Source organism: Mesorhizobium sp. M1E.F.Ca.ET.045.02.1.1 (assembly GCF_003952485.1).
Classification (GTDB): domain Bacteria; phylum Pseudomonadota; class Alphaproteobacteria; order Rhizobiales; family Rhizobiaceae; genus Mesorhizobium.
Map to the genome: position 1 here is coordinate 3,715,413 of NZ_CP034447.1, position 13,162 is coordinate 3,728,574.

General features: G+C 63.7%; 12 protein-coding genes. 3 read left to right on the forward strand and 9 right to left on the reverse strand.

The genetic code is table 11. The features are described from left to right. Nucleotides 1–32 precede the first annotated feature (32 nt). A complete protein-coding gene (locus EJ070_RS17965) occupies nt 33–587 on the forward strand; it encodes a hypothetical protein (protein WP_126092556.1) in 555 nt (184 codons plus the stop codon). Between the two features lie 21 nt (nt 588–608). Here EJ070_RS17965 and edd read toward each other — a convergent pair whose 3' ends face one another. From edd to zwf, 3 genes are all read right to left on the reverse strand, one after another. Continuing rightward, complete coding sequence (edd, locus tag EJ070_RS17970; RefSeq protein ID WP_126092557.1) at nt 609–2,432, reverse strand: phosphogluconate dehydratase; 1,824 nt, start codon at nt 2,430–2,432, stop codon at nt 609–611. A gap of 63 nt (nt 2,433–2,495) precedes the next feature. Then, nucleotides 2,496–3,212, reverse strand: a complete 717-nt coding sequence (gene pgl, locus EJ070_RS17975) for a 6-phosphogluconolactonase (protein ID WP_126092558.1) — start codon at nt 3,210–3,212, stop codon at nt 2,496–2,498. Next, nucleotides 3,194–4,663 carry a glucose-6-phosphate dehydrogenase gene (gene zwf / locus EJ070_RS17980; protein WP_126092559.1) on the reverse strand — a complete coding sequence of 490 codons (1,470 nt, stop codon included), beginning with the start codon at nt 4,661–4,663 and terminating at the stop codon, nt 3,194–3,196. Before zwf ends, pgl begins: the two co-directional genes overlap by 19 nt. A gap of 308 nt (nt 4,664–4,971) precedes the next feature. On the opposite strand from zwf, the gene EJ070_RS17985 reads away from it, so the two are divergent. Beyond that, nucleotides 4,972–5,718, forward strand: a complete 747-nt coding sequence (locus EJ070_RS17985; RefSeq protein ID WP_126095806.1) for an SDR family oxidoreductase — start codon at nt 4,972–4,974, stop codon at nt 5,716–5,718. A gap of 70 nt (nt 5,719–5,788) precedes the next feature. Here EJ070_RS17985 and EJ070_RS17990 read toward each other — a convergent pair whose 3' ends face one another. The 3 genes from EJ070_RS17990 to EJ070_RS18000 form a co-directional block, all read right to left on the reverse strand. Continuing rightward, complete coding sequence (locus EJ070_RS17990; RefSeq protein ID WP_189349917.1) at nt 5,789–6,694, reverse strand: SH3 domain-containing protein; 906 nt, start codon at nt 6,692–6,694, stop codon at nt 5,789–5,791. Nucleotides 6,695–6,955: 261 nt separating this feature from the next. Next, nucleotides 6,956–8,242 (reverse strand): FAD-binding oxidoreductase, encoded by a 1,287-nt coding sequence (locus tag EJ070_RS17995; protein WP_126092560.1) that lies wholly within the window; start codon nt 8,240–8,242, stop codon nt 6,956–6,958. A 119-nt stretch (nt 8,243–8,361) separates the two neighbouring features. Then, entirely contained in the window at nt 8,362–9,795 is a 1,434-nt protein-coding gene (locus EJ070_RS18000; RefSeq protein WP_126095808.1) for a glutamine synthetase family protein, read from the reverse strand. A gap of 172 nt (nt 9,796–9,967) precedes the next feature. Here EJ070_RS18000 and EJ070_RS18005 point away from each other — a divergent pair, with 172 nt between their 5' ends. Then, nucleotides 9,968–10,675 carry an HAD family hydrolase gene (locus EJ070_RS18005; protein WP_126092561.1) on the forward strand — a complete coding sequence of 236 codons (708 nt, stop codon included), beginning with the start codon at nt 9,968–9,970 and terminating at the stop codon, nt 10,673–10,675. Nucleotides 10,676–10,685: 10 nt separating this feature from the next. Here EJ070_RS18005 and EJ070_RS18010 read toward each other — a convergent pair whose 3' ends face one another. The 3 genes from EJ070_RS18010 to aceA all read right to left on the reverse strand — a co-directional run bounded on the left by EJ070_RS18010 (nt 10,686) and on the right by aceA (nt 12,949). Beyond that, nucleotides 10,686–11,138 carry a response regulator gene (locus EJ070_RS18010; protein WP_126092562.1) on the reverse strand — a complete coding sequence of 151 codons (453 nt, stop codon included), beginning with the start codon at nt 11,136–11,138 and terminating at the stop codon, nt 10,686–10,688. A 223-nt stretch (nt 11,139–11,361) separates the two neighbouring features. Next, nucleotides 11,362–11,604, reverse strand: coding sequence for a hypothetical protein (locus tag EJ070_RS18015; protein WP_067327258.1), 243 nt, complete (start codon nt 11,602–11,604; stop codon nt 11,362–11,364). Nucleotides 11,605–11,659: 55 nt separating this feature from the next. Continuing rightward, nucleotides 11,660–12,949 (reverse strand): isocitrate lyase, encoded by a 1,290-nt coding sequence (gene aceA / locus EJ070_RS18020; RefSeq protein ID WP_126092563.1) that lies wholly within the window; start codon nt 12,947–12,949, stop codon nt 11,660–11,662. Nucleotides 12,950–13,162: the final 213 nt, after the last annotated feature.

The following is a 13,162-nucleotide window of genomic DNA, read 5'->3' on the forward strand; positions in this document are numbered from 1 at the left end:
AAATTAGTCTCGCCCTTAAGGGGGCGATTGCTATGGAAAGGCTGACGGCAGTTCCGGTCTACACGCCTAAAGACTATCCTGATATCCGCGAGCTCTCCGGCGCCGACGATCTGCCGGCCACGTGGGAGGAGTGGCGCGTGTTGTTCGAGGCATCGCAGGCGCAATGGCGAAGAGAACGCCGGTATGACCATCGCAATGTCCGCATCAGGCCCGATCGGTTCAAAGCGTGGTTGGACTCCAAATCGCTTTCGGCGTCGGAGCATTCGAGAAAGCTCTACGCCCAGGAGTTGCTCGAGCTGCGGATTGCACGATGGCTGACGGCTCGCACGGCCGAAGAAACGGCGGTTGCAGCTGAAGAAGCGGCACCCGCGGCCGAGCAGGAGGCAATGGCGAAGCTGATTGCGCAAAACCCACATGCGTATCGCATAGCTACGCTTGGCCGGGGAGGGCATCGTTATTTGGAGAAAGCCGAGAGACAGGCACGATCATCCGATAGACGCCAGATGATCGGCATAGTGCTGATTGCTATCTCCGCCACGCTGGTCGCACAATATCTCTCCATGCTGGCACGTTGGCTCAGCTGGTAGCCGGAAACCTATGCTTCGGCACTACCCGTTTGCGAAGGCGGCGGCGCCGTGGTCGGCGCGGCCGACCAATTGCCGGAACCCGGCGAACAGTTCACGTCCGAAGCCGAACTCGTTGCCGATGAGATCGGCTTCGGCCGTGCGGCGCAGCGCGAATTCCGTTCCAGGCACCAGGACCTCCAGCGTGCCGGCATCGGCGTCGAGACGGATGATGTCGCCGTCTTGGATCCTGGCAATCGGCCCGTCCTCGACCGCTTCCGGCGTCACATGGATCGCCGCCGGCACCTTGCCGGAGGCGCCCGACATGCGCCCGTCCGTCACCAGCGCGACGCGCTGGCCGCGGTCCTGCAGGATGCCGAGCACCGTCGTCAGTTTGTGCAGTTCCGGCATGCCGTTGGCCTTCGGGCCCTGGAAGCGGATGACGGCGACGAAGTCGCCGGTGAGGTGGCCGGCCTTGAAGGCGTCGTTCAGTCCCTGCTGGCTGTCGAACACCTTTGCCGGCGCCTCGATGACACGCCGCTCGGGCTTGACCGCCGAGGTCTTGATGACCGCATGGCCGAGATTGCCGGCAAGTACCTTCAGCCCGCCGGTCGGCTGGAACGCTTTCTTGAACGGCGCGAGCACCTTTTCGTCGCCGCTCTCCAGCGGTGCCGCTTCACGCACCACGCTGCCGTCGGCGCCCAGCCTGGCTTCGACCGCATAGGGCCGCAGGCCTTCGCCCCAGACCGTCTGCACGTCCTCATGCAGGATGCCTTCGTCGAGCAGTTCGCGGATCAGGAAGCCTAGCCCGCCGGCGGCGTGGAAATGGTTCACGTCGGCAAGCCCGTTCGGATAGACGCGCGCCAGCAGCGGCACGGCTTCCGACAGGTCGGAGATGTCTTGCCAAGTCAGCGCGATGCCGGCTGCCGCGGCCATCGCGATCAGATGGATGGTGTGATTGGTCGAGCCGCCGGTGGCATGCAGGCCGACCACGCCGTTGACGATCGAGCGCTCGTCGATCATGCGCCCGACCGGCGTGTAGGCGTTGCCGAGTGCGGTGATCGCCAGCGCCCGTTTGGCCGCTTCCCTAGTCAGCGCGTCGCGCAGCGGCGTGCCCGGGTTGACGAAGGAGGCGCCGGGCGTATGCAGACCCATGATCTCCATCAGCATCTGGTTGGAATTGGCGGTGCCGTAGAAGGTGCAGGTGCCCGGCCCGTGATAGGATTTGGACTCCGCCTCGAGCAGCTCGGCGCGGCCCGCCTTGCCCTCGGCATAGAGCTGCCGGATCTTGGCCTTCTGGTCGTTCGGCAGGCCCGACGTCATCGGTCCGGCCGGTATGAACACAGCCGGCAGATGCCCGAAGGTGAGGGCCGCGATCACCAGTCCCGGCACGATCTTGTCGCAGACGCCGAGGAAGACGGCGGCGTCGAACATGTTGTGCGACAGGCCGATCGCGGCCGCCATGGCGATCACGTCGCGCGAGAACAGCGACAGTTCCATGCCCGGCTGGCCTTGCGTGACGCCGTCGCACATCGCCGGCACGCCGCCGGCGACCTGGGCGATGCCGCCGGCCTCGCGCGCCGCTTCCTTGATCAGCGCCGGAAACGTCTCGAACGGCTGATGCGCCGAAAGCATGTCGTTGTAGGAGGTGATGATGCCGAGGTTCGGCACGCGGTCGCCGCCGAGCGCGACCTTCTCCGACGGGCTGCAGACGGCAAAGCCGTGGGCAAGGTTGCCGCAGGAGAGCACCGCCCGGTTGGCGGCGCGGCCGGATGCCTCCGCGATGCGGCCAAGATAGGCTTCGCGGCCGGCTTTCGAGCGTTGGCGGATGCGTTCCGTGATGGCTTCGATGTCGCGTCTGGCTGTCATGGTCGGTCCTTTCGAGCCCCGGAAACGTCCTCCCACTGCCTCCGGGACTGTTCCTTGGTGAAATCAGGGTGCCCAGAACACCTCTACCGCAATCGGCGATGCTTCGAGCACTTTGCGGATGGGCTTCTTCGCGCCCGCTCCCATCGCGCCGTCGAAGGCGGTGCGCTTGTCCTCACCCTCGATGTGGAGCGCGATGAAGCCGGCGGCAATGATCCGCGCCATCGACAGCGTCAATCGCGGCTCGCCGCCGCTTGGCGCGTGCACCGGCAGCACGATCCGCCGCGAGGAGGGGTCGAGCAATTCGCCGAGATTGCCGGCATCGGGAAAGAACGAGGCCGTATGGCCGTCGCCGCCCATGCCGAGCACCACGACGTCGAGCGGCCAGGGCAACTCATCAAGCATTCCGTTGTCCAGTGTCGCCGCATCTTCGATGCTTGCCGCCTGATGATAGAGCGGCACGAAGCGCGCGGCGGCAGCCTTGTTCTGAAGCAGGTTGGCCGCCACCAGCCCGGCATTCGATCGCGGCGAGGCGGGCGGAACGAAGCGCTCGTCGACCAGCGTCACCGTGACCTTGTCCCAGGCGATCGGTATGGCGGAGAGCGCTGCGAGGAACTTCGCCGGCGTCGTCCCGCCGGATACTGCGAGCAGCGCCGTGCCGCGCTCGTCGATCGCTTTGGTCAAGCGGGCGGCGACGTTGCCTGCAAGTGCGGCCGCCAGTTGCTGGCGGTCGGCAAAGCCGTTCCAGGCGTAGGCGGCGGCGCTCAGTTGCTCTCGTGCCATGTCCGTCCGTCACGTTCGATGAGCGCGATGGAGGCCGAAGGTCCCCAGGTGCCGGCCGTATAGCCCTGCGCTTCCTGCCTGGCGCTTTCCCAGGCGTTCTGGATCGGGTCGATCCACTTCCACGCCGCCTCGACCTCGTCGCGGCGCATGAACAGCGTCTGGTTGCCGCGCACCACATCCATGATCAGCCGCTCATAGGCATCCGGCGCCCGGCCCTGGAACGACTGCGCGAAGCTCATGTCCAGCGAGATCTGGCGCAGCCGCATGCCGCCCGGCCCCGGATCCTTGATCATGATATACTGCTTGACGCCTTCGTCCGGCTGCAGGCGGATGACCAGCTGGTTGGGGAAGATCGGACCGGCGCTGTCGCCGAAGATGGAATAGGGAATCGGCTTGAACTCGATGACGATCTCCGAGACGCGGGTCGCCAGCCGCTTGCCGGTCCTGAGATAGAAGGGAACGCCGGCCCAGCGCCAGTTGCCGATCTCGGCCTTTACGGCGACGAAGGTCTCGGTGTTGCTGTCCTTGCCGAGCTCCTCGACATAGCCCTTGACCGGCCCTCCGGCGGAAGCGCCGGCACGATACTGGCCGCGCACGGTTTGCTTCGGCGCCTCGTTGCCGTTGATGCGCTTGAGCGCCCTCAGCACCTTCAGCTTCTCGTCGCGTACGGCATCCGCGTCCATCGACGACGGCGTTTCCATGGCGACCAGGCAAAGCAGTTGCAGGATGTGGTTCTGCACCATGTCGCGCAGCGCGCCGGCCTTGTCGTAATAGGTGACGCGGTCCTCGAGACCCACGGTCTCGGCCACCGTGATCTGCACATGGTCGATATGGGCGGAATTCCACAACGGCTCGTAGAGCGCATTGGCAAAGCGCAGCGCCATCAGGTTCTGCACCGTTTCCTTGCCGAGATAGTGATCGATGCGGAAGATCTGGCTTTCGTGGAAATCATCGCCCACTGCGTCGTTGAGCGCCCGTGCCGAGGTGAGATCGCGCCCGATCGGCTTCTCCAGCACGATGCGCGAGTTCGGCGTGATCAGCCTGTGCTCCTTGAGCTGGTGCGAGATGTCGCCGAAGAGCGCCGGCGCCACCGCCAGATAGAAGGCGCGGATGCGGTCGCTGTCGCCGATCGCCTTCTTGAGCTTGTCGAAACCGGTGCCGGTGGTCGCGTCGGCCGAGACGTAGGAAAGGCGCGCCAGGAAGGTCTCAAGCTCCTTGGCGTCGACGTCGGCCTGCTTCACGTGCTCGGAAATCGCCTTCTTGGCGAAGGCCTGAAACTCGGCGTCGGTCATTTTCGCGCGCGACGTGCCGATGATGCGCGTCGGCTCCGTGAATTGCTGGCCGCGCTGGCGGTGGTAGAGCGAGGGCAGAAGCTTGCGCTCCGACAGGTCGCCGGTGCCGCCGAAGATGACGAAGTCGAAAGGGTCGACGGGGATGATCTGGCTGGTCATGGTCAGTCCGATTTGATGCCGGTCGCCGGTAACGGGGCTGATATATTCTAATCGATTTAAATCGTCCAGTGCCAAGGTGTCACATCAAGGGCCAATCGCAGGGGATCGTTTGGGTCTGCATGTGCCCTTGACACTGGCGCTGCCGGGAGGCTTGTCGGCAAAGCGACGTCTTCCGGCAGCGTTCGCGGCTGCAACATAGAACGTGAATGTGACGAAAGCTAAGGGAGAAAATCATGAGTGCGACATCTGTCGCGTCATGGACAGGCTCCCGGTGCAAATTGGGGACGATCTCGATGAGCGGGAAAACGATGCGTCTGGAAAACAAGGTTGCCATCATCACCGGCGCGGCGTCCGGCTTCGGCGAGGGCATGGCCAGGCGTTTCGCCGAAGAGGGCGCGCGCGTCGTCGTTGCCGACCTCAACGCCAAGGGGGCCGAGCGCGTCGCGGGAGAAATCGGCGACCGCGCGATCTGGACCCAGACCGACGTCTCGCAGCGCTCCGAATTCGACGAGATGGTCTATGCCGCAAAGAGCGCCTTCGGCCGCGTCGACATCATGATCAACAATGCCGGTTACACCCATCGCAATGGCGACATGCTGGGCGTCGACGAGGAAACCTTCGACCTGATCACCGCGATCAACATGAAGGCGATCTATCATGCGGCACTTGCCGTGGTGCCGATCATGGATCGGCAGGGCGGCGGCGTCATCCTGACCACGGCCTCGACCGCCGGCATCAGGCCGCGGCCCGGCCTTACCTGGTACAACGCGTCCAAGGGTTGGGCGATCACCGCCACCAAGTCGATGGCGGTCGAGCTGGCGCCGAAAAACATCCGCGTCAATTGCCTCTGCCCGGTTGCCGGCGAAACCGGCATGCTGGAGAAGTTCATGGGCGCCGACACGCCGGAGATTCGTGAGAAATTCCGTGCCTCGATTCCGCTCGGCCGGTTCTCGACGCCGCTCGACATCGCCAATGCGGCGCTGTGGCTGGCCTCCGATGAGGCCGCCTTCATCACCGGCGTGGCGCTGGAGGTGGACGGCGGGCGCTGCATCTGAGCGGCCGCTCCGGCGCGAAAACGGCTCGGGCCGTTCACGGCATTTGCGGCTGGCTCGGCCGAGGAACGGATCAGGCGCCGGTCCTGACGTAAGTTTTGTAGACCCAGCCGTGCTTGCCGTTATAGACGATCTCGCACCATTTCTTGCAGCCCATCACCTGCACCGACGCCTTGGCCGGCACCGTGACGATAGCGGATGCGCCCTTCTTGGGGCCGCTGCGCATGGTGACTGCCCTCAGGATTCGTCCATTGGCGCCAGCGCTGACCGGCTGAGGTTTCGGCGTGTCCAGAGCCGCGTCCTCGGTTGCCGCCGACTGAGCCTCGGGAGGCTGCGGCTTTGCTTCCGGTATGGCTGCGGTCTGGGCGCCATCCATCTTGTCGTCGGGCTTTTTCGCATCCGCCGACTGGCCAGCCGCCGGAGCGGGAGCCGCGACCTCGGACAAGGCGGTCGAAGCATCATTTTCTGACGCGGATTCGGCGAAGGCCGCAACGGCTGGCTTGTCGTCCTGCGTTGCCGGCTTCTCCGCGGCTTGCCCGGATGAGGCCGGCGGAGCTTCTGCCGCATCGGACGCGCCCGCCGCATCCGGGGCAGTCCAGCGCGGGCTGTTCGATGCCAGCGCCGGGATGGCGGCTTTGCGCGTGGCGGCGACAGGCGAAACCGCGTCTGCCTTGGGCGCGGCTTGCGGCGCGGCGGCGACACTGACAGCGCTCGCCGCGGCCGGAGCGATCTTCGTCGTCTTGACCGGAATCGGGGGCACGCTCTGCTCCGCGCTTGCGATCGCCTGCCGTTCATTGGCTGGCAGGGCCAGCCAAAGCGCCACCCCCGCCACGCCGAGCAGCGCCACGGTACCGACGGCCGCGATCACCAGATGCGCGTTCGACTGCAGGCTCTGCCAGAACGAAGGCCGCATGTCATAGCCGAACTGCATTGCAAAGCGCCGTCGTTCCGGCGCGCCGAAACTGAAGGGCTCATACACTTAGACCACCTCCAACAACCGGGCCGACGTTCTTTCGATCTTGCCGCGACATGTCGCGGTTGATCGGCATCGGTCCCGAAATTCCAGCGGGCAGGCCCGCGCAAATCCCCGTTTTATCGCCCAGAACCGGCATCTCTTGCCGGCGATTGTGGCATGAGTGCGCCTTTTTACGAAATTTCCTGCATTTGTTAACGATTCTGCAACGTGCTGCGGAGACGCGCTCTCCATCGAATCAAGCACTTCCACCGGGATGCTCGACCCTCAAATCCGGTCGCGTAACGCGAACCAGTTGAGCGCCAGGAACAGCAGTGGCGCGCGAAAACGACGGCCCCCCGGGAAAGCGGGAATCTTCAGATCCTCGATCAGTTTCAGCCTGTCGCGGTTGCCGGCGACCGTCTCTGCGTAAAGTTTGCCGAAGAAGTTCGACAGCATGACGCCGTGTCCGGAATAGCCGCCTACGGAAATCACGTTCGGCATCACCTCGCGCGCGAAGGGTTTTCTCGGCATGGTGATGCCGACATAGCCGCCCCAGCCATGGGTGATCTCGACATCCTTGAGCGCCGGATAGAGCTCGGCGATCTGCCGGCGGATGTGGATATGGATGTCCTTCGGATCGTTGACGGCGTAGACCTCGCGGCCGCCGAACAAAAGCCTGCCGTCCTTCGACCTGCGGAAATAGCGCACGACGAAGCGGGAATCGTCCACCGACTCGCCTCCCGGTAGAACATTGGAGGACGATCCGAGCGGCACGGTGGCGCCGATGAAGGAGCCGATCGGCATGATGTGGGCGGCGCTGACAGGCTCGAGATTGCCGCCATAGGCGTTGACCGCGATCAGGCATTTCTCGGCTGATATCGTGCCTTTCGGGGTGGTGACCCTCACCTTTCCTCCGCTGGCGGCGATGCCGGTCGAGGGCGTCCGCTCGAACAGATGCGCGCCGGCCGCGGCCGCAGCTTTTGCCGTGCCGATCACCAGTTTCAGCGGGTGGATATGCCCGGTCCCGGTATCACGCGTGCCGCCGAAATAGCGCGCCGAGCCCAGCCGCTCCGCGGTCTCGCCGGCATTCATGAAGGCGATGTGCGGATAGCCGAAGCGGCTCGCCATGATCTCGGCATGGCGCTTGTAGTCGTCGACATAACGCTTCTTATGCGCCACCGACAGTTGACCCGGCATGTAGTCGATCTCGATCCGGTTGGCTGCCGCGAAGTCCAGCAGATGCGTCTTTGCCTCTTCCGCGAGATCGAAAAGCGCTTTGGCGCGGGAGAGACCGTATTCGTCCTCGAGTTCCTCCGCCCAGGCGCGCTGGCCGGTGCCGAGCTGGCCGCCATTGCGCCCCGACGCGCCATCGCCCAAGCGGTGCGCCTCGATCAGCACCACATTCGTGCCCGCCTTGGCCAGATGCGCCGCCGCCGAAAGTCCCGTAAAGCCGCCGCCGATGATGACGACATCGCAGGTCCGATCGCCGTCAAGCGCCGGATATTCGGGACGCGGCCCGACAGTGTCCTCATACCAGGAACGGCCGGGGGAGATGGGGGATTGGTAGGGCATGATTCGCCAGAACGCGAGGCTTTTTCAGTAAGGGAAAGCGAATAGCGAGTAGCGAATAGCGAATAGCGAATAGCGAATAGGGAATGAAGTTGGTGTTGTTCTATTCGCTATTCGCTCTCTCACACATTCAGCAACAGATATTCCCGCTCCCACGGGCTGATCACTTCCATGAAGGTCTCGAACTCGGCTCGCTTGATCGCCGCGTAAGTTGCGGCGAAGGATTTCCCGAGGATGGCGCCGAGCTCCTTGTCGCCCTCGAACAGGTCGACGGCTTCGAGCAGGCTGCGCGGCAGGTCGATCTCGTCCTCATTGGCCGTGGTCAGCACCGGCGCCGAAGCCTTTTCCTTCTTCGTCATGCCGATCAGCCCGCAGGCGAGCGAGGCGGCGAGCGCCAGATAGGGGTTGGCGTCGGAGGATGGGATGCGGTTTTCGACGCGCCGCGCCGCGGGGTCGGATCGCGGCACGCGGAAGGCCGTCGTGCGATTGTCGTAGCCCCATTTGGTGTTGACGGGCGCGGAGGCCGCCTGCGTCAGCCGGCGGTAGGAATTGACGTAGGGCGCGAACATCACCAGCGCGTTCGGCACGTGCTTCTGCATGCCGCCGATGAAATGGAAGAACGCGTCGGTCTCGGAACCGTCTTCGGCCGAGAAGATGTTACGGCCAGTCTTCTTGTCGAGGACCGACTGGTGGATGTGCATTGCCGAACCCGGCTGCCCCTGGATCGGCTTTGCCATGAATGTGGCGTAGATTTCATGCTTCAGCGCCGCCTCGCGGATCGTGCGCTTGAACATGAAGACCTGGTCGGCGAGCTCGATCGGATTGCCATGGCGCAGGTTGATCTCGAGCTGGCCGGCGCCTTCCTCGTGGATCAGCGTGTCGATCTCCAGGCCCTGCCGCTCGGAGAAATGGTAGATGTCGTCGATCAACTCGTCGAACTCGTTGACGCCGGCGATCGAATAGCCGGCGCCGCCGCCGATCGGCCGCCCGGAGCGGCCGACGGGCGGCGTCAGCGGGTAGTCCGGGTCAGGGTTCTTGCGTACCAGATAGAATTCGATCTCGGGCGCCACCACGGGCTTCAGGCCGCGTTCGTCATAGGCGGCCAGCACGCGCTTCAGCACGTTGCGCGGCGTGAATTCGACGGAGCGGCCGTCCTGATGGACGAGATCGCAGATCACGGCAGCGGTCGGATCTTCCTCCCAGGGCACCACGGTCAGCGTCGAGAGGTCGGGCAAAAGCTTCAGGTCGCCGTCATCCTCGGGATAGTGGAAGCCGTTGCCGTCTTCCGGGTAGCCGCCGGAGATCGTCGTCATGAACACGGCCGAAGGCAGCGCAAGCGATGTGTTGGAGGTGAATTTCTTCGACGGCATCATCTTGCCGCGGGCGACGCCGGCCTGGTCCGGCGTGATGCATTCGATGTCCTCGATGCCGCGCCATTCCAGCCAGGCGCTGGCCTCCTTCCAGTTCTTCACACCGCGTTCGCTTTTCAGGAAGGCAGGCGTGCGGGCGCGTCCCCCCCGGCTCGACGGACGGACTTCCTTTTTTTCAGGCGGCATCATTCACCAGATTGTGTTGCGGATTTCGAAGTATAGCCGGGCCCCGCGGGGGAAGGGAAGGGGAGGCGCCAGAGTCGCCACAACGAGTGTCGACCTGCCGCCGCGTCTGTCTTCTTGCTGGCGGCGCCAGCCGACAAGGTCTAGATGAAACCTATCCGCAAAGGGTCTGCCCATGTCCGCTCTTACGACAATCGGCTTCGATGCCGACGACACGCTGTGGCAGAACGAGCAGTTCTTCCGCATGACCGAGAAGCGCTTTGCCGCCTTGCTGGCCGAGCACGGCGATCATGAGCACATCGCGGCAAGGCTGCTCGAGGCGGAAAGGCGCAACCTCGCCCTCTACGGCTTCGGCATCAAGGGCTTTACCTTGTCGATGATCGAGACAGCCGTCGAGATCACCGGTGGCGAGGTGCCTGGTTTGGTCATCGGCGAAATCCTGGCCGCCGGCCGCGAGATGCTCAGCCACCCGATCGAGCCGCTGCCGCATGCGCGCGAGACGGTCGAAAGGCTGGCGGAGTCCTACCATCTGGTGCTGATCACCAAGGGCGACCTCTTCGATCAGGAGCGCAAGCTGGCGCAGTCGGGAATGGGCGATCTCTTCGATGCGGTCGAGATCGTCAGCGACAAGAGCGCCGACACCTACGCCCGCATCTTCAGCCGCCATGGCGACGGTCCGCAGAACAGCATGATGGTCGGCAACTCGCTCAAGTCCGACGTGGTTCCCGCCATCGAGGCCGGCGGCTGGGGCATCCATGTGCCGCACGAATTGACCTGGGCGGTCGAACATGCGGAGGCGCCCGTCGCGGCGCCGCGTTTTCGCCGGATTGCCGATCTTGGCGAACTGCCGACCCTGGTCGAGGCCATCGTGAGGGCTGGCTGAAAGCCGCCGTCTAGCCGCGGCCCACCATCCGATCGATCACAGGTTGCAGTCTTTCAGGTGTGATTGGCTTGGCGACCACCACGTCGACCACATTCGACAGGCCAAGGCTGTCCGGCGTGCCATTCCTGGTTGAGAGCAGGATCACGGAAGGCAGCGCCTTGCCGGAGGCGCGCCGCAGCGCATCGATGCCGGACAACAGCCCGTCGCAATCCTTGTTGTCGGGGCCGCCGTCTAGGATCACCGCGCCGGGGACCAGGCTGGCCAGAGCTTTCTCGGCCGTCTCGGGTGACTCCGAGATCGGCTTCAGCCCCGACTTCTCCACGATCTTCGACACCACGACCCGGTTGATCGACGATTTGCCGACCACAAGCACCTTGGAGAAATCCGCGGATGGCCGGCCTGCCGCGCCGCGCTCCGCCGGTTTTATTGGTTTTCGAGGGTCGTCACGATTGGCGGGACACATAGCGGGCAGGCGCTCTGATTCAATGCAGGGTTGAAACCTGAGCGCAATTGGCGCGAGATCGCCGGCGGTGTCAAGCTGAAATAGTGGAAAATGGGAATATGGCAAGAATTACTAAAATTCGGGGCAAGTTCTCCCTGTCATCAAAGGCGGAATTCGAAAAAAACGAAAGTCTCCCGAACGTATAGCGCACGGGAGACACTCGCGGAAGATTGCTGACGTAACGTCAACCTTGGCTCTGGTGGGTGACGATCACTGGGATCAAAAGATCGCCCCAGTTGCCGTCTCCGCCGTGGTGCCTGGCGGAGCGCACCAGTTCCACCGACACGCCGGCCTCGACTGCCTTCATCACCGACTGGTTCAGCCTGTGCAGGTCGTTGGCAAGCATGCGGATCGTCGCCTGCTGGTCGACGCTCATCGCGCTCGACTGTTCTTCGGCCCTTTCCTTGACGCGGCTGATCGATGCCATTGCTGTTCTCCTCGACGTAAGTGCCCTTAGGGCGTTTCCTCTGACTTTTCTTCTGTTACTCGGCCGCCGGCCTGAACTGGTCGTGCTCGGTCGATTCATGCATGGCGGTGGTCGAAGACTGGCCGCCGGTGATCGCCATCGACACGGCATCGAAATAGCCGGTGCCGACCTCGCGCTGGTGCTTGGTCGCGGTGTAGCCGTGGGCTTCCGCCGCGAATTCGGCCTCCTGCAGTTCCGAATAGGCCGCCATCTGGCGGTCCTTGTAGCCGCGAGCCAGCTCGAACATGCCGAAATTCAACTGATGGAAGCCGGCCAGCGTGATGAACTGGAACTTGTAGCCCATCGCGCCGAGTTCCTTCTGGAACTTCGCGATCGTTGCGTCATCCAGGTTCTTCTTCCAGTTGAACGACGGCGAGCAGTTGTAGGCGAGCAGCTTGCCCGGATGATGCTTGCGCACGCCTTCGGCGAACTTCCTTGCCTGCTCGAGATCCGGCTTCGAGGTTTCGCACCAGATCAGGTCCGCATGCGGTGCGTAAGCGACGGCGCGAGCGATGCAGGACTCGATACCGTTCCTGATATGGTAGAAGCCTTCGACCGTGCGGCCGGCGTCGTAATCGACGAAGGGCCGGTCACGCTCGTCGATATCCGAGGTGAGCAGCTTCGCCGCTTCCGCGTCGGTGCGTGCAACCACCAGCGTCGGCGTCCCCATCACGTCGGCCGCAAGCCGCGCCGCGTTGAGGTTGCGGATATGCGCCGCAGTCGGGATCAGAACCTTGCCGCCGAGATGGCCGCACTTCTTCTCCGATGCCAGCTGGTCCTCATAGTGGACGCCAGCGGCGCCGGCCTCGACGAAGGCCTTCATGATCTCGAAAGCGTTGAGCGGCCCGCCGAAGCCTGCCTCGGCGTCGGCGACGATCGGCGCGAACCATGTGTCGACCGAAAGCCCCTTGCCCTCGGACGTCTCGATCTGGTCGGCGCGCTGCAGCGTGCGGTTGATGCGCTTGACCAGCTCAGGCGCCGCATTGGCCGGGTAAAGCGACTGATCCGGATACATGGCCGATGCGGTGTTGGCGTCCGCCGCCACCTGCCAGCCCGACAGGTAGATCGCCTTCAGCCCGGCCCGAACCTGCTGCATGGCCTGGTTGCCCGACATGGCGCCTAGCGCGTTGACGAAGTCTTCCTCGTGAATGAGCTTCCACAGCCGGTTCGCACCATTTTCGGCAAGCGTCTGGCGAATCTGGACCGAGCCGCGCAGCCGCTTCACATCTTCCGGCGAGTACGGCCGTTCGATGCCGTCGAAACGGCCTTCGGGCGCGGATGGGACAAGGTTGTAAAAATCGGTCATTAGGTCACTCCAGATCGTTCGTAGCCACTTCTTGGAACGCCGCGCCTGTGGAAGGATTTGCGCCGTCGGTATATGACATCATTTACATTGCGCTGCGAAAAACCGCGAATGAAACCAGCGTTTCGGCCGAAAAATAAGGGAAAATCTGTGTTGCATTTGACAAAGGGTCGCTGTAAATTTGTCAAACTTGTAAATGCCGACATTGATGCTGAG